Below are 15,450 nucleotides of genomic sequence, written 5' to 3' on the forward strand. Positions count from 1 at the left end.
CTTATTTTAGTGTAAAGTACTAACAAATAAGTTAGAATACAACTTTAAGCAAAAGCCTATATATAAATAGAGCCACTTATCCATTACAATACAAAGAAAGGATTAACCCATATATGAAGTTTGGTGCCCGCATTCTCAAAACAGGAATAGCAATCGTTTTAGCGCTTTATCTCTCGGAACTGCTTAACCTTCCTGCTCCTGTCCTTTCTGGGATTGCTGCAATTTTTGCAATACAGCCGACCATTTACCGTTCATATCAAACGGTGCTGGAGCAAATTCAAGGAAATATCATTGGCGCATTGGTTGCTGTCTCCTTCGTTTTGTTGTTCGGAAATGATATTTTTATGATCGGTCTTGCCGTAATGGTTGTCATAACCATCAATTTAAAATTGAAAATGGATAAAACGATCGTCCTTTCCATCGTGACGGTCATCGCCATAATGGAAAGCCAGGACGGGGAATTCCTGAATTTTGCCTTTATTCGTCTCTCATCCGTTTTGCTTGGAATCGTTTCTTCGTTTATCGTGAATCTAGTTTTCATTCCTCCAAAATATGAAGCAAAGCTTTATACACGCATTACAGATGTAACCGAAGACATCTTGAAATGGATTAGAATCAGCACAAGACATGCTACAGAACACACTTTATTAAAAAAAGACATCAGCCGATTGAAGGCGGAGTTACTCGATCTGGAACATATCTATTCCATGTACAAAGAGGAACGGGAATATTTCAAGAAAAACAGTGTAGCTAAAGCAAGAAAGCTTGTCGTTTATCGGCAAATGATCATAACGACAAAAAAAGCGTTTGAAACCTTGAAGAGAATTCATAAGTTCGAGAATGAAGTATATCAAATGCCTGAGGATTTCCAACGGAGCATCTTACAGCAGCTTGATTCCTTGATCCGCAAGCATGAACAGTTGATATTACTGCATATCGAAAAAATCAAGTCCATCGAGGAGATTGAAGATTGGGACCAGGATTGTTTAAGTCGTAAAGAGCTGCTCGCCCACTTTTTCGAACAGCAGAATCAAGTGGACGAAATGCATGATAATCTGGGCCATCTCTCTGCCCGCCTTGTACCATTGATTTCTGCGGTCATAGAATATGACGAGCAATTGGAACATCTTGAAAAGCTGATTGTCAGCTTCCAGTCCTTCCATAAGGAAGATAACGAAATATCTGTCCACTATGAAGAAGATTAAAAAAGACGGTTCCCAGGAACCGTCTTTTTTCGTCTCTATTTAGAGCATGCCCCTCATTCAATCATCCAAAAGGTTCTTATCTGCCGCCTTTTCAATCGTATCCAATTTCTTCAAAAGATCCTGCAGCTCATCTTCTGAGAATGAATTGAAGTTCTTGCCCATCAATTGGTTATGCTCCGCAAGGACTCTCCCCAAAATCGCTTCCCCTGCCTCTTTCAATTCAAGGTTGATGACCCTGCGATCCTTATCAGAAGGCTGCCTTTTTACATAATCCATTTCGACCAACTTATCTACAAATACGGTAATCGCACTTGGCTTAACGGTTAAGAAGTCAGCCAGCTGGGTCGATTTGATCGACCCCTCTTTTTTCAATATCAATAATATGAAAAACTGAGGCGATGTTAATCCATAAGGCTGAAGATTTTTTGCTACGATGGCCCTAAGCTTCTTCCTAATCCGAAAAATCTGCATTTCTATACTATTAGTTACTTCCCATTTAAATTCCAGCCTTCTCACTCCTTATATAGGACAATCCTACCTCTTAAATTTAATTAAATGGCATTCCAATGTCAACTTTACTTTCCATATATCCTTAAAACTAAAAAAAATTCAAATTTTTACTATTTCACTGTATTTATTTCCCACTATTATTCCGAATAAATTACATGACAAAAAATAATTAAACTGGTAAACTCTTTACTTAATAATATTAATACTTATAAAAGTTAATATTTATTTAATTTAACAAATAAACATCAGAATAGGGGGCGTTGTCATTTCTAGCTTATGAACAGTATCGAAAAAAGAAATACATCATCAATATTTTTTGGAGGCGAAACAAGTGAATAGAGGACGTTTAGTTTTAATCAATGTCATTGGTTTGGTTATTATCATAGCGGTATTGGCCGGTGGGGCTTATTACTATTATGAAAGCACGAATTTCATTAAAACGGATGAAGCGAAAGTGTCGGGAGAGCTATATACCATCGTTGCCCCCGCTGCCGGTAAACTAGCAGATTGGGACTTACATGAAGGAGACAGTGTAAGTAAGGATGACAAAGTTGCCAATGTAACCACCTTAGACGGAAAAGAAGCGGTAAAAACCGCAGCACAAGGTACTATCGTTAAAACACAAGTGCATGATGAGCAGCTTGTTCAAGCGGGTCAAACGCTGGCTCAGACCATCAATATGGATGACCTGTCCATTACGGCTAATATTGAAGAAAATAAATTGAAGGATATCGAAAAAGGTGACAGCGTCGATATTATCATCGATGGAGATCCCGATACTGTCTTCGAAGGTACATTGGAACAGATCGGTTATGCTACAACGTCTGTCTTTTCAGTGATGGGCAATCAAAACAGCAGCGGAAATTATACAAAAGTCACCCAAAAAGTACCAGTTAAAATTTCCATCAAAGCACCATCCGATAAAGTTCTGCCTGGAATGAACGCAGAAGTGAAAATTTCAACTAAATAAAATGGCTACACAGTTATACAGAAAGGAGGCTTTTCTTTAAATGGCTTCTCAAACCATCACAGTAAATGAAAACAAGGGAATGAAGCAGTTTGCCCCCATGTTAATTATCTTAATGCTAGGTTTGTTCATGGTCATTTTGAATCAAACCCTGCTTAGTGTCGCCATGCCTAGGATGATGGCAGAATTCAATGTAGCTGCGACTACGATTCAATGGTTATCAACTGGATTCATGCTCGTGAATGGAGCCTTGATCCCACTGTCCGCTTTTTTAATAGAACGGTTTGGCACGCGCATTTTATTCCTTGCTGCCATGTTTTTATTCACCGTCGGGACATTCATCTGCGGCATCGCACCAAATTTCCCCGTCATCCTTACAGGCCGGCTGATACAGGCGGCTGGCGGCGGAATCCTGCAGCCATTGGTCATGACGATCATTCTTTTCATCTTCCCTCCGGAAATGCGCGGGAAAGGAATGGGAATCTTTGGACTTGCCATTATGTTTGCCCCTGCAATCGGCCCGACTTTATCTGGTTGGGTCATTCAGGAATATAGCTGGCGGGTCATGTTCTACGCAATGGTGCCATTAGGCATGATAGTCATGACACTCGCCTTTTTAAGTATGCGTAATGTAGCAGAACCAAAGAAAATCAAATTGGATTTGTTGGGTGCGTCTCTATCCTTGCTAGGTGTTGCATCCTTACTATACGGTGTCAGTGAAGCAGGTTCCAAAGGCTGGACGGATCCCATCGTTCTGGGAACGATCATCATCGGGCTGATCCTTTTGACGCTTTTTGTGGTTCAACAGCTAAAATCGGAAACACCTATGCTCGACTTCCGTGTATTTAAGTATGACATGTTCGTATTATCGAATATCATTTCCGCCATCGTCACAGTGGCCATGTTTACCGGGATATTCTTATTGCCTATATATTTGCAGACTTTAAGAGGCTTCACACCAGTTCAATCGGGCCTATTGATGCTACCCGGAGCCCTTGTGATGATGGTGATGTCACCCATTTCAGGAGCATTATTTGACAAAATCGGCCCCCGGCCATTAGCACTTCTTGGTTTAGCGATTACGGCCGTCACAACCTTCGAATTCGCTAAATTGACTACGGAAACTACCTATTCGACTTTGGTCATCATCTATGCAATCCGCTCACTTGGAATGTCTTTACTGATGATGCCGATCATGACTGCTGGGATGAATCAGCTTCCTAAGCATTTGAATACACATGGTACGGCAATGAGCAATACGCTTAAACAAGTGACCGGAGCCATTGGTACGAGCTTCGTGACGACCATTTATACAACCCGTGCATCTTTCCATGGAACTGCTTTAGGAACGGAAATGAGTACGAGTGATCCCGGTTTTGTTCAGAATTTCCAAACAATCGTTCAATCCATCATGAGTTCGATGAATCAAACTAGTGAACAGGCACAGGAAACTGCCATGTCCCTGATTTCTTCACAAATCCAGGGTCAAGCAAATGTGATGGGAATCAATGATGCATTCTTTTGGGCAACAGGCTTCGCAATTGCCGGTATCGTTCTCTCACTGTTTTTGCGTGACGTTCGGAAGGACAAAGCAATGAAAAAACCTAAACAAGAACATTTGGATGTACCTTTGCTTCCTTCACCAGTAAAAAAATCGGTTTAATTAAATGGGGGAATAAAAATGAAGATCTATGTTGTTTACGACAGTGAAGGCAACCATACGAAAGCACTTGCCGAATCAATAGCTCAAGGGGCCGCCGCGGTCCCTGGCGCTGAGGTTCTCATTGACCATGTGAACGAGGCCGATGTTTATAAGCTCCAGGAAATGGATGCCATCATTTGGGGCTGTCCCGGTCATTTCGGCACCATCAGTTCGAGTTTGAAAACATGGATCGATAAACTTGGGTATCTATGGGCGGAAGGTGCGCTGATCAATAAAGTGGGTGCTGTGTTCTGTACCACGGCCACCGTACATGGCGGACTCGAGGCTACCATGCTGAACTTAATCACCCCTATGCTTCATCAAGGCATGATCATTGTCGGCTTGCCCGGCACTGTCCCGGAAAACGCCTTATATGGCTCCTACTATGGAGTAGGAATAAGCTGTCCGCCCGGTGTGGATGACAACATCACCAAAAATGACTTGCAGCTTGGAGAAGCATTAGGAAAACGGGTAGCCCATGTCACCCGTTCATTCATAAACGAGCTCTAGGAGGCTTGATTCAATGGGCATAATTCTAATTATCATCGTTGCCATATTAGCGGTTACGGGCTTGATCACATACAATATCAAAGCCTTATCGCCTGAAGGTAAGCCGCCGGCAGCGGAGGAAGAGAACTCGTTGGAAGAGTCCGCTTTCGCTTCGGCTGATGATTCCATTACCGAAATCATCTCCCCAACAGACAATGATGAATTGAAAATGAAAGATCAGGATTATCGTTTGGCACTTTCCAAGCTTCACAATCAAAAGCCAAATGATGAGCCAACTGCAGAAAAAAAGCCTAATCTTCGAAAAATGAAAGACGAGGAATACCGTGGTACATTGGAAGACTTCCGGCAAAATGGCGATTGAAGCACCTCACCCCATTCGGCATATTCGCCTTTTTGGGGGTTGTCAATTACTTTGGGTTAAAGGAACATCTCCTGCCTCTCACACCGCCTTTAGCTTAAAGATAGACCTGCAGGCTTAACTTATTTTTCTGGTTGACAAATATTCACAAAGACTTTAAGCTAAGGTAATGCAACACAAACATTTTTTTAAACTCAGCTTTTGTTGAGAGACGGAATTTTAAAAGGATTTCCTTTTTTCGTTCGTCACTTGCCTTTTTGGCAGGTGGCGATTTTTATTTTTACAGGGGTGAAAAACATGCAACTTTTGAAGTATTCCATAATGGTCTTAATCGGTTCGATCTCATATGGCACATTATCCACCATGATGAAGTTTGGATTCATGGATGGCCATTCATCCGGAGAACTGGTCGGCAGTCAATACCTCGTCGGTTGGCTGATTGTCTCCGTGTTATTTCTTTTTTCGTTTAAATATAAAGTTTCATGGAAGAGTGCCGGATTACTTTTAATCACGGGCATGATGTCCACTTTCGTCGGAAAGGCATATGCCGTTTCCGTATCCGAGCTTCCCGCTTCGATTGCCGTTGTCTTTTTATTTCAATTTACCTGGATAGGCGTCCTCATTGAAAGTTTCATAAATAAAAGACGCCCGGATAAAAATAAACTCATTGCCATTTTCGTTCTCTTCATCGGAACATTATTGGCAGGCGCGATCTTTGGTCAGCCTCTATCCGGCCTAAGCCTAAAAGGCGTATTGTTCGGTCTATTGTCAGCCTTGCTATTTGCGCTATATATGTATTGCAACTCTCAATTCGCAGTTGGGGAATCTTCAATGAAACGGCTGTTTTTCATTGCAACGGGTGGTATGCTGACTGCTGTATTCACAACTAACCCCGTCACACTTGTGACGAATCTTGTCCAAACGAACCTATGGTACTACGGTCTGCTGCTCGGCACATTGGGTGTTTTAGTTCCTTTCTTTTTCTTTGCTGTCAGTTTACCGAAAGTGGGTGTCGGGCTTGGAACGATTCTTTGTGCTGCGGAACTGCCTTCAGCGATGATCGTTTCCGTCATCTTCTTGAATGAACAGGTTACGTCACTGCAATGGTTCGGGATGTGCTTGATCATCGTCGGCATCGCCTTGCCTGAGGGAATAAAGCATCTGCCGCATTTCCTTCCTGGAAAAAAAACGCTGCATGAAAAAAGGATTTCATAACGTGCATGCACAAGTAAGACCATTCCCGTTAGCGGAATGGTCTTCTTTTGTATATTGTTTTTCCTATTCTTCTTAAGAATCCAATTGTTGTACTTGAAATAGGTTATAGTAATGCCCTTGCTTTTTCATAAGTTCTTCGTGTGTTCCCATTTCCGCAATTTCCCCATTATCGATATGAACGATCCGATCGGCATGGGTGATCGTTGATAACCGGTGGGCCACGATAATGGTGGTCCGGTCTTTCGCTAAAATATCCAGCGCCTCCTGGATATAGTGTTCACTTTCCAAATCCAATGCGGATGTGGCTTCATCGAGAACAAGGATTGGCGGGTTTTTCAAAAATACCCTCGCAATGGCCACCCGTTGCTTTTGGCCTCCGGATAATTTAACTCCCCGCTCCCCGACTTTCGTTTCATATCCTTCTTTCAGACCCATGATGAATTCATGGGCATTCGCCGCCTTAGCCGCTTCAAATACTTCTTCGTCACTTGCATCAGGTCGTCCCATAAGGATGTTGGCCTTAACCGATTCACTAAATAGGATATTATCCTGTAGAACCATTCCTATTTTATCTCTTAGGCTGCGGACTTGATACTTACGGATATCCGTCCCATCCAATAATACCCTTCCCTCCGTCACATCATAGAAACGGGAAATCAAACTGACGATCGAGGATTTCCCGCCGCCGCTCATCCCGACAAGTGCAATGGTTTCCCCTGGTTTGACATCCAAGTTTATATGTTTCAAAACGGGTGCCTCTTTCTCGTCATAAGCAAAGGATACATCCTGAAAGGTTATTCGGCCTTCCACTTGCTTCAGCTCTTTCGCCCCTGGCTGGTCATCGATATCATACTTCTCATCCACAAACTCAAAAACCCGGTCCATGGATGCCAATGTCTGGGTCATTGTCGTCGAAGAGTTAACTAAACGTCTGAGGGGATTATAAAGCCGGTCAATGAAACCGACGAAGGCAACCATGGTACCCAATGACAATTGTTCATGAATGACCTGATAACCGGCAAATCCTATCACGAGCAAGGGGGCAATATCCGTGATCGTATTCACGACAGCAAATGACTTGGCATTCCAGCTTGTATGCTTTAGGGCCTTATCGAGGAAATTCCTGTTTTGCTTCGCAAACAATTCCTGTTCCCTGTCTTCTATCGCAAAGCTTTTGATGACTGACATCCCTGAAACCCGTTCATGAAGGTGACTCTGTACATCAGCTAACGCTTGGGACCGAATCCTTGTATAAGTTCTCAGCTTGCCAAAGAAATGCTTGATCGAAAATGCGTAAAATGGAAGCATGATGATCGATACAATGGTTAACTTCACGTCCATCGTAAACATGATGACTATTACTATGATGATCGTTGCGATATCGAGCCAAAGGTTCATCAAACCCGTGATGACAAAGTTCTTCGTTTGTTCCACATCCGTGATCATCCTCGAAATGACCTCGCCAACCCTTGTATTGGAATAATATTTAAAACTCAGTTTCTGTATATGAGTAAATAAATCATTACGAATATCATATAAGATTTTCGTTCCGGTCCATTGAGCGAAATATTGTCTGTAATACTCAATCGGCGGTCTAACTGCAACGAAAATGAAAATCATGATGGCCATTGCCCATAAAAGGCGTTCGGACTTCACGGCTTTGGACAGGTCACCATTTCCGATGATGTCATCCACTATATACTTACTGAGCAATGGAAGTAAAAGCGGAATCGCGAACTTTAGCAATCCAATCAGTACCGTCCCAATTATCTGCCATTTATATGGTTTGACGAATTGCAAATATCTCTTAATGCTCCCCACGGAATACCTCCTTTTCTGAATCATTAAATCCAAATGAAAAAAGTCCATACCAGTCAATTTGGAATCTTATATGCACTGTTCAATTATATTTTCCTTTTCGATGATTAAGTATCAAAAGGATTTCATTCACTAACTTTCAAACACATTTAAAGGAGGTTTAAAGGTTCCTGCATCGTGATAGATTGAAACAGTTGGTAGATACGTTACACAATGAAAAAGCCTGCCAATTAAGCAGCAGGCCTTTTCTATCATCGATAGGTTAAAAAGCGTTCATACCAACTATCAATAAACTCTGCGGAGAATGGTCCTTTTCGCTGGCGTATCATATAAATCAAATAGTCTACGTTCTGTTTCAATATTGAATCGATGGCATCCGGGTAATTCATTTCTTTCCGATGCCTTTCATATTCATCCTCATCCAGCAAATTAAACGTCATATCTGGGAATACTTTAATGTCCAGGTCATAATCAATGTATTTCAATGCTCCCGAATCGTATGTGAACGGCGAACTGATATTGCAATAATAATAAACCCCGTCCTCTCTCAACATACCAATAACATTAAACCAATACTTTGAATGAAAATAGCAAATCGCCGGCTCTCTCGTAATCCAGGTCCTTCCATCTGATTCCGTTACCATAGTACGGTCATTCGCTGCTATCACCAGATTTTGGGTCCCTTTTAAAACGGTTGTCTCTTCCCAGATACGATGGATATGTCCATTATGTTTATAGCTATGGATTTGGATTTTTCCTCCTTCGGCAGGAACAATCCCCATTTATCTCTCCCTACTTTCTATAGACACCCTGACAGCGTACTGTGCCCTATTCCGTTTGCAGTTGTTGTGTGTATTTAAAATATATACTTTTTTCCATTTACCCTATATTCCTATATTATAGCGATTTATTCATAAATTTAAAACAAAAGTGGCTAATCTCCCAGTGAAAATGTGTAAATAAGTCGAAAAAGTCTGACCATCCACCCATTTTAACTAAGAAATTAGCCGGTTATTTATCGTATGGCAGCCTGTCCTTGCTGAAAATAACGGATGACTTCTTCCGTTTGCTTCTCGAACATATCATGGATACTTTTCAATTCCTGCTTTTTGAGTTGAATCTCTTCCTGAATGGTGACCGCTTCACTCTCCTCTTCCAGTGCAAGGAGTTGCTTCTCTATATCTTGGCATCTTTCGATTTCGGATTGTAAAAGTAAAAGCTTATCCATCGTTTTCAACTGGTTGTTTATAAGCCGGTTAAATTCCTCCATGAATGCACCTTCCTAATCTGTATTTTTTCTATAGTATGTATATTCTATTTTTATCCTTTTTTTCCTTTGACATAAAATGTAAACACGACGAAACATTTGTCGAATCCAATGAAAGGCAAAAAAAAAAGCACCCTTCAAAAGAAGGATGCTTTTCATCGGCGATTAGCCTTGGCTTTTATTGCTTTGAGATTTTTGGTTTTGTTGTTTCACTTCTTGAACGTTAGTTTCAGAAGCAAACTCTGTACCGAATTGGCCTTGTGCTTGACCTTGACCTTTTTTTTGCTGAGATTGCGCGTTTTGTTGTCTCACTTCTTGAACGTTAGTTTCAGAAGCAAACTCTGTACCGAATTGGCCTTGACCTTGTTGAGATTGCGCGTTTTGTTGTCTCACTTGTTGAACATTAGTACCTGCTTGTGATTTATTTTTGTTATTAGCCATTGATATCACCTCCACAGATAATAAGATAACCATTATCCAAGAGTGTTATCCAACTAAAAACATTTAAATTTTTCCAGTTATATTAAACAAGCAATGAAATGCCTCCATCAACTATTACGGTTTGTCCACGAATCATACTGGCTCCATCGGAAATTAAAAACAGGATGGTATTCACCATATCTTCCACCTCGACCATCCGTCCAGCCGGAGTCTGATCTGCCGCCTCAGCAAGCATTTCATCCCGATTCGGGAAAGACTTAAGGGCATCCGTATCGATCACACCGCCTGAAACGGCATTGACACAAATATTTTTAGCAGCCAGTTCGACCGCTAAATATCTTGTCAGGGCTTCAAGCGCAGCTTTGGAAACTCCAACAGCTGTATAATTTTTTAAATAGCGAATGGATCCCAGTGAACTGATGCTGACAATTTTCCCTCCGCCGTTCCTCTCCATTAATTTCGCCGCTTCCTGTGCGCAGAAAAGGAGGGCTTTTGTATTGATGTCCATGGTCCAGTTCCAATGGGATTCCTCCAGCTCCATCAATGGGCGCTGCACTCCAGAGGCAGCATTATTAATGAAAATATCCAAACGTCCATAATAAGCATCGATTTCCTCGAACATGCTTTTCACTTTCGCAACGTCACCGACATTTGCCTTAACTACAAGGGCTTTGCGCCCCAACGCTTCAATTTCGGCTGCCACTTCTAATGCTTTCGACTTGCTCCGGGCATAATTAATAACGAGGTCGTAACCTTCCTCTGCAAGCCTTATTGCCGTGCTTCTTCCTAAACCTTTACTGCTACCTGTAACGAGTGCCACTTTTTGTTCCATTCGTTTATTCATCCTTTCTGAGTAAACACCGAGTAATAAAAATCATTTTTTTAAGGAGTGTTACTGTTATGTATGTTGGACGTGATATGACAGAGTTGTCGATGATGAAAAAATCGGATTGGGAAAATAGTGAACTTGCCTATTTTCATCACTCCCTTCAACAAATGGTACCTTATTTAAACCAAGAAGGACAGAGTATCCATAGCGAAATCGTCAAAGAAATTGAAAATAGAGGCGGACTTAATAGACAAGAAGCAGATTATACCCATGGAACGAAAACCATTTACGATTGATTTTATACGGATTTCGCTTTAATAATCAACAAAAGGAAGAGGATATCTTAGCGGATATCCTCTTTTAGCATAATATCCCTGTTCCCACTGATTTTCAAATCGCACCCAAAGAATGTAATATGATTGAACCCACGAATGCTTGTGACTATAATCTTTTATTCAATACACTCTTTTTCTTTATACGCTCTCATCATTTTTTGGTGGGAAACCGGAAATGCTAACTCACCCATCTCTGCTTCACTTACCCACTTAAGTTGCTGTTCTCTTAATGTCTCTTCACTGATGGCTTCTTTGACCATTCCGATATACGTGTCCACTTTCCAAACGAGGTGTGAGAAAACATGTTCAATTCTCACAAGTGATTCAGTGATTTCTGGTTTGACGCCATACATTTCCTGAAACCGACTCTCGAAGAATTCCCTCTTATGCAAAAGGGATGAATGGTTTTCGAAATTCGGATATTCCCAAAGATTTGCAAGCAATCCTTCTGATGCTCGCTTGTGAATTAAAAATTCGCCTTTTTCATTCGTTAAAACGGCAGCTACAATTGGTACATCCCGCGTTTTTTTCTTTTGGATTTTTACCGGCAATTCCGACTGAACCCCAGCTTCAAATGCTAGACAATGACTTTGAACTGGACATAATAGGCAGGCAGGCTTACCTGGTGTACAAATCAATGCTCCAAGTTCCATCAACGCTTGATTGAAGGCAGAGGTATGCTCATGATCGATCAGCTTTCTGACGGCTGCTTCGAAAGTCTTTCTTGTCTTTGGCTTTGCTATGTCTTCATATATCATCAATATCCTTGATAAAACACGCATGACGTTTCCATCAACGGCTGGCTCCGGCTTACCGTACGCGATACTAAGAATCGCACCAGCTGTATAAGGGCCGACACCTTTCAATTTGGCTATTTCCTCGGGATCATCCGGTACAATCCCATTATAGGATGCTTTCACTTCCTGAACGGCACTATGCAGATTCCTTACACGTGAATAATATCCCAGCCCTTCCCATGCTTTTAGGATTTTCTCTTCATCGGCATTGGCAAAATCCTCGAGTGTAGGGAACCATTCCACAAACCGGTTGAAATAAGGAATCACCGTGTCCACTCTCGTTTGCTGCAGCATTATTTCAGAAACCCAAACACGGTACGGGTCCTTATTTTCCCTCCATGGCAATTCTCTTTGTTCTTCGAGAAACCATGAAACCAAATCTTTTTGAAATTCATCGATTTTTATTTTTTCTATTGTCGGGATCGTTATTTCTTTCACATCAGTTCCTCCAAAGATGTTACACTCTTATCAAAATTGGGAATACCTATAGTAGGCCATTCTTTTTTAATATCATGTTCATATTCATTTATTTGTAAAGGTTCACGGAAATAAATCTAAATTATATTCATTTGATGGTTAATATATAAATACGGTATGATGAAAGAAGACCATTTTTTTTAAATTGTGGCAGGGAGGTTAGATTTTTGGATACAGGTACTCACTTTGTCATGGGAATTGCTCTTGGAGGTCTTGCCACATTAGATCCTGTCATTGCGCAGAGCCCAGTCACTGCAAGTGCAGTCATAGCAGGTACGATATTGGGATCACAAGCTCCGGACATTGACACTGTTTTAAAATTAAGGAATAACGCTGTATATATACGAAACCACCGTGGAATCACGCATTCCATTCCCGCTGTTTTACTTTGGCCCTTGATTATCAGCGGAGCACTTTTCGCCATCATACCTGAAGCAAATTACCTACATCTTTGGCTTTGGACCTTTTTAGCCGTTTTCCTTCACGTATTCGTGGATATATTCAATGCTTATGGGACCCAGGCTCTTAGGCCGATTTCGTCAAAATGGGTAGCTTTAGGGGTCATCAATACATTTGACCCGTTCATTTTTGGAATACATGTTGCCGGCCTGATATTATGGGGCTATGGATTCCCTCCAGGCTATTTATTTCTTTCCATTTACGGAATACTCGTCATTTATTATATTTCCAGGTTCAGGGAACAGGCTTTTATAAAAAAAGTGGTCAAAAAGCAAATTCCTGGAGCAAGGAAAATTCTATTATCACCGACGATGCGTTTTCATCGCTGGAAAATTGCGGTGATTACCGAAAAGAATTATTATGTGGCACGGGCTGATAATGGATATGTGACGATTCTAGATACGTTCGATCGAGTGCCATTGCCTGAAAGTGAAATTCTTGAAGCCGCCAAAAAGGATATCAACTTGGCAGCCTTTCTGTCCTTTTCGCCGGTATACCGCTTTGAAATCGAACAGATAAAAGAATATTATGAAGTCCGTTTTATCGATTTAAGATACCGCAGCAATGGATATTACCCGTTTGTGGCAGTGGTCCATTTAGACAGCGAATTGAATATCTTGAATTCTTATACTGGCTGGATCTTTAGCGAAGCGAAACTGCAGAAGAAATTGAATATTATTTTGTAGTCACTGCGTATTGAAAAAGAGCTGATTCCAGGGAACCCCTCTGGAATCAGCTTTTTTAATGCAGTCGATTCTGCTGATTTAATAACTGTTGATATTTAGGGTTTTTTGCAATGAATTCGTGGAATTGCTCACCGTAGTTATCAATCCAGGTCCTTACAACGCGCGATGTCATTTCTTCTCCGGCATATTCATGCCCGGCCTTTGCATAGGTCGCCTCGAAATCTTCCCATAATAATTCCACCCAAGTCAAAGCTTGCTCATACGTGATGTGTTCATTTTTCTCAAGCAGTATCTTGGTTAATCTTTCATGGTAATCATTCATTAGAACCACCTCATTGCCAATATTTTTACAGAATGAACTATACTGTTCCATACCCATACTAGTAGTAAGCGGAAACGCTTCTGTCTTTAATCTGATGCTTGGAGGAGAAAAATTTGCGAAATAAACAAAAAGGATTCCCCAACCAAAACAATAATAAATTCCAAGGCGAGCCTCGTGCCAAAGCAAGATATGCTTCAAAGCGTGCAGATGGCAGTATAAATACACACCCTCAAGAAAGAATGAAAGCATCAAACGAGCGATCGAATTAAAAGATGCACCAGAAGGAATCGGGTACTTCCCCGGTTCCTTTTTATTTTAACATTGAAATCGGCAGTGCTTCTTCCTTACCGCTTCCACCTAAGCGGTATCCCCAGGCGAATACGCCATTCATATAATCAATTTTGAAATAGACACCGGGATCTCCGTCAATTTGATATATTTCACCTTTTTTGAAATCATCCGGATTTAACAAATAGGCCTTGGCCATCGTCACTTTTCGTTCCAATACTGAAAATTCATTAACCATTCCCAATTGCTCTGCTTTTCTTGCTTTTTCAGTCAACGCTGCAATTTCCTGCTGTAGTTCATAGGCGGACAACTTGCTGTATCTTACGTCGCTCATATATATGACTCCTTAAATGAAATATTAATTTACCTCTATATTAAACAAAATTTTGAGATTTGGCTATCAATGCACTTAATCCCCATCTGCATTGGAAAGATAACGCTCAATCAATTCTATTGGAAAACCTTTTCGGTATAATGCCTGCTTCATTTTTTGTTCATATTCGAAGCCTTCATGGTTTTTATATCGACGTTGCATTTTTTCGGCATGGTAGCAAAGAGAATCCCATTGTTCATCTTCATCCTTTTCAACCGTCACATCTTCAAGTGCTTCATGGATGACATCTCTAGGGAAGCCTTTCCGTAACAAGGTTTGTTCAACCTTCAGCCTTAAAGCTCGTTCGGAAATGTTTTTTTCCTTTTTGACCGCTTTTCCAGCAAGTTTGCTTGCATGTTCAATCTGAATATCATAGGGGTATTCCTTCAATGCCTCGACAACCAACTTTTCTTGCACCCCTTTTTCCTTAAGCTCGAGCTTAAGGGTAGTGGGCCCTTTATTGCCTCCATTCACATGGGTCCGTACGTAAGCCTTGGCAAATTCAAGGTCGTCTAAATAGTTAAAGCTGTAAAGTTTATGTATCGCTTCCTTAATGATCGGCTCTTCCGTTTCCTTCTTTTTTAAATAAAGGCGAATTTCCGATTCCGAGCGCATCCGGTATGATAAATAATTAAGTGCATCGGTAAATGCTTTTTGGATTTCATCATGGAATTGTATTTCAGCCAAAAGCAGGTCATCAAGTTCCATACCCTTTTTCAAATGAAATTTCAATAGCACTTCTTCATCTACACTGAAGGCATATTTTTCGTCAACGAAAATGTTAAAACGATCTTTACGTTTCTTTTGGGTTGTTATTTTTGTTATGTTTGGCATAATTCCACCCCCACCCCTACTTTACCCCTTTACGTTTACCATTTCTATATATAGCAT

Annotated in this window: 19 protein-coding genes; 9 read left to right on the forward strand and 10 right to left on the reverse strand. The window is 41.0% G+C overall.

Annotation, left to right across the window (positions count from 1 at the left end; all coding sequences use genetic code 11):
- Positions 1–113 precede the first annotated feature (113 nt).
- The gene (locus OSJ91_RS23945) at positions 114–1,205 is read left to right on the forward strand and encodes an FUSC family protein (protein ID WP_214923327.1); all 1,092 of its coding nucleotides are present in this window, start codon (positions 114–116) and stop codon (positions 1,203–1,205) included.
- A gap of 57 nt (positions 1,206–1,262) precedes the next feature.
- On the opposite strand, the gene OSJ91_RS23950 is transcribed toward OSJ91_RS23945, so the two are convergent.
- The gene (locus tag OSJ91_RS23950; RefSeq protein ID WP_214747548.1) at positions 1,263–1,721 is read right to left on the reverse strand and encodes a MarR family winged helix-turn-helix transcriptional regulator; all 459 of its coding nucleotides are present in this window, start codon (positions 1,719–1,721) and stop codon (positions 1,263–1,265) included.
- 325 nt (positions 1,722–2,046) lie between these two features.
- On the opposite strand from OSJ91_RS23950, the gene OSJ91_RS23955 reads away from it, so the two are divergent.
- The 5 genes from OSJ91_RS23955 to OSJ91_RS23975 all read left to right on the forward strand — a co-directional run bounded on the left by OSJ91_RS23955 (position 2,047) and on the right by OSJ91_RS23975 (position 6,467).
- Entirely contained in the window at positions 2,047–2,685 is a 639-nt protein-coding gene (locus tag OSJ91_RS23955; RefSeq protein ID WP_350300258.1) for a biotin/lipoyl-containing protein, read from the forward strand.
- A gap of 40 nt (positions 2,686–2,725) precedes the next feature.
- Entirely contained in the window at positions 2,726–4,345 is a 1,620-nt protein-coding gene (locus OSJ91_RS23960; protein ID WP_485890579.1) for a DHA2 family efflux MFS transporter permease subunit, read from the forward strand.
- An 18-nt stretch (positions 4,346–4,363) separates the two neighbouring features.
- Positions 4,364–4,894, forward strand: coding sequence for an NAD(P)H-dependent oxidoreductase (locus OSJ91_RS23965; protein WP_063234827.1), 531 nt, complete (start codon positions 4,364–4,366; stop codon positions 4,892–4,894).
- 13 nt (positions 4,895–4,907) lie between these two features.
- Entirely contained in the window at positions 4,908–5,255 is a 348-nt protein-coding gene (locus tag OSJ91_RS23970) for a hypothetical protein (RefSeq protein ID WP_485890580.1), read from the forward strand.
- Positions 5,256–5,549: 294 nt separating this feature from the next.
- The gene (locus OSJ91_RS23975; protein ID WP_485890581.1) at positions 5,550–6,467 is read left to right on the forward strand and encodes an EamA family transporter; all 918 of its coding nucleotides are present in this window, start codon (positions 5,550–5,552) and stop codon (positions 6,465–6,467) included.
- Between the two features lie 72 nt (positions 6,468–6,539).
- Here the strand turns inward: OSJ91_RS23975 and OSJ91_RS23980 are convergent, their stop codons facing one another.
- The 5 genes from OSJ91_RS23980 to fabL all read right to left on the reverse strand — a co-directional run bounded on the left by OSJ91_RS23980 (position 6,540) and on the right by fabL (position 10,825).
- Positions 6,540–8,288: an ABC transporter ATP-binding protein gene (locus OSJ91_RS23980; RefSeq protein WP_485890582.1), complete on the reverse strand. Its 1,749-nt coding sequence runs from the start codon at positions 8,286–8,288 to the stop codon at positions 6,540–6,542.
- A gap of 248 nt (positions 8,289–8,536) precedes the next feature.
- Complete coding sequence (ntdP, locus tag OSJ91_RS23985; protein WP_048685440.1) at positions 8,537–9,067, reverse strand: nucleoside tri-diphosphate phosphatase; 531 nt, start codon at positions 9,065–9,067, stop codon at positions 8,537–8,539.
- 233 nt (positions 9,068–9,300) lie between these two features.
- On the reverse strand, positions 9,301–9,555 hold the full coding sequence (locus OSJ91_RS23990) for a YgaB family protein (protein WP_063577340.1): 255 nt from the start codon (positions 9,553–9,555) through the stop codon (positions 9,301–9,303).
- A gap of 162 nt (positions 9,556–9,717) precedes the next feature.
- Positions 9,718–9,993: a gamma-type small acid-soluble spore protein gene (locus OSJ91_RS23995; protein ID WP_350300263.1), complete on the reverse strand. Its 276-nt coding sequence runs from the start codon at positions 9,991–9,993 to the stop codon at positions 9,718–9,720.
- A gap of 82 nt (positions 9,994–10,075) precedes the next feature.
- Positions 10,076–10,825, reverse strand: a complete 750-nt coding sequence (gene fabL / locus OSJ91_RS24000; protein ID WP_230178804.1) for an enoyl-[acyl-carrier-protein] reductase FabL — start codon at positions 10,823–10,825, stop codon at positions 10,076–10,078.
- Between the two features lie 68 nt (positions 10,826–10,893).
- Between fabL and OSJ91_RS24005 the strand changes: the two genes are divergently transcribed.
- A complete protein-coding gene (locus OSJ91_RS24005) occupies positions 10,894–11,118 on the forward strand; it encodes a hypothetical protein (protein WP_061461732.1) in 225 nt (74 codons plus the stop codon).
- A gap of 155 nt (positions 11,119–11,273) precedes the next feature.
- Here the strand turns inward: OSJ91_RS24005 and mutY are convergent, their stop codons facing one another.
- Positions 11,274–12,392 (reverse strand): A/G-specific adenine glycosylase, encoded by a 1,119-nt coding sequence (gene mutY, locus OSJ91_RS24010; protein ID WP_413019670.1) that lies wholly within the window; start codon positions 12,390–12,392, stop codon positions 11,274–11,276.
- Between the two features lie 206 nt (positions 12,393–12,598).
- Between mutY and OSJ91_RS24015 the strand changes: the two genes are divergently transcribed.
- Entirely contained in the window at positions 12,599–13,576 is a 978-nt protein-coding gene (locus tag OSJ91_RS24015) for a metal-dependent hydrolase (protein ID WP_413019671.1), read from the forward strand.
- Positions 13,577–13,631: 55 nt separating this feature from the next.
- Here the strand turns inward: OSJ91_RS24015 and OSJ91_RS24020 are convergent, their stop codons facing one another.
- Positions 13,632–13,898: a YfhJ family protein gene (locus OSJ91_RS24020; RefSeq protein ID WP_034305384.1), complete on the reverse strand. Its 267-nt coding sequence runs from the start codon at positions 13,896–13,898 to the stop codon at positions 13,632–13,634.
- 113 nt (positions 13,899–14,011) lie between these two features.
- Here OSJ91_RS24020 and OSJ91_RS24025 point away from each other — a divergent pair, with 113 nt between their 5' ends.
- On the forward strand, positions 14,012–14,167 hold the full coding sequence (locus OSJ91_RS24025; protein WP_034305387.1) for a small, acid-soluble spore protein K: 156 nt from the start codon (positions 14,012–14,014) through the stop codon (positions 14,165–14,167).
- 41 nt (positions 14,168–14,208) lie between these two features.
- Here the strand turns inward: OSJ91_RS24025 and OSJ91_RS24030 are convergent, their stop codons facing one another.
- Complete coding sequence (locus OSJ91_RS24030) at positions 14,209–14,520, reverse strand: YfhH family protein (RefSeq protein WP_063234815.1); 312 nt, start codon at positions 14,518–14,520, stop codon at positions 14,209–14,211.
- A 75-nt stretch (positions 14,521–14,595) separates the two neighbouring features.
- Positions 14,596–15,393: a recombination regulator RecX gene (recX, locus tag OSJ91_RS24035; protein ID WP_485890583.1), complete on the reverse strand. Its 798-nt coding sequence runs from the start codon at positions 15,391–15,393 to the stop codon at positions 14,596–14,598.
- Positions 15,394–15,450: the final 57 nt, after the last annotated feature.

The organism is Bacillus sp. T-10(2022) (assembly GCF_056502895.1).

Excerpts from the sequence above, each read along its gene's own strand:
- OSJ91_RS23990 (WP_063577340.1), bottom strand. The coding sequence starts at position 9,555 with ATGGAGGAATTTAACCGGCTTATAAACAACCAGTTGAAAACGATGGAT.
- OSJ91_RS24020 (WP_034305384.1), bottom strand. The coding sequence starts at position 13,898 with ATGAATGATTACCATGAAAGATTAACCAAGATACTGCTTGAGAAAAAT.
- OSJ91_RS23975 (WP_485890581.1), top strand. The coding sequence starts at position 5,550 with ATGCAACTTTTGAAGTATTCCATAATGGTCTTAATCGGTTCGATCTCA.
- recX (WP_485890583.1), bottom strand. The coding sequence starts at position 15,393 with ATGCCAAACATAACAAAAATAACAACCCAAAAGAAACGTAAAGATCGT.
- OSJ91_RS23960 (WP_485890579.1), top strand. The coding sequence starts at position 2,726 with ATGGCTTCTCAAACCATCACAGTAAATGAAAACAAGGGAATGAAGCAG.
- ntdP (WP_048685440.1), bottom strand. The coding sequence starts at position 9,067 with ATGGGGATTGTTCCTGCCGAAGGAGGAAAAATCCAAATCCATAGCTAT.
- OSJ91_RS23965 (WP_063234827.1), top strand. The coding sequence starts at position 4,364 with ATGAAGATCTATGTTGTTTACGACAGTGAAGGCAACCATACGAAAGCA.
- OSJ91_RS23945 (WP_214923327.1), top strand. The coding sequence starts at position 114 with ATGAAGTTTGGTGCCCGCATTCTCAAAACAGGAATAGCAATCGTTTTA.
- OSJ91_RS23995 (WP_350300263.1), bottom strand. The coding sequence starts at position 9,993 with ATGGCTAATAACAAAAATAAATCACAAGCAGGTACTAATGTTCAACAA.
- fabL (WP_230178804.1), bottom strand. The coding sequence starts at position 10,825 with ATGGAACAAAAAGTGGCACTCGTTACAGGTAGCAGTAAAGGTTTAGGA.
- OSJ91_RS23970 (WP_485890580.1), top strand. The coding sequence starts at position 4,908 with ATGGGCATAATTCTAATTATCATCGTTGCCATATTAGCGGTTACGGGC.
- OSJ91_RS24030 (WP_063234815.1), bottom strand. The coding sequence starts at position 14,520 with ATGAGCGACGTAAGATACAGCAAGTTGTCCGCCTATGAACTACAGCAG.
- OSJ91_RS24005 (WP_061461732.1), top strand. The coding sequence starts at position 10,894 with ATGTATGTTGGACGTGATATGACAGAGTTGTCGATGATGAAAAAATCG.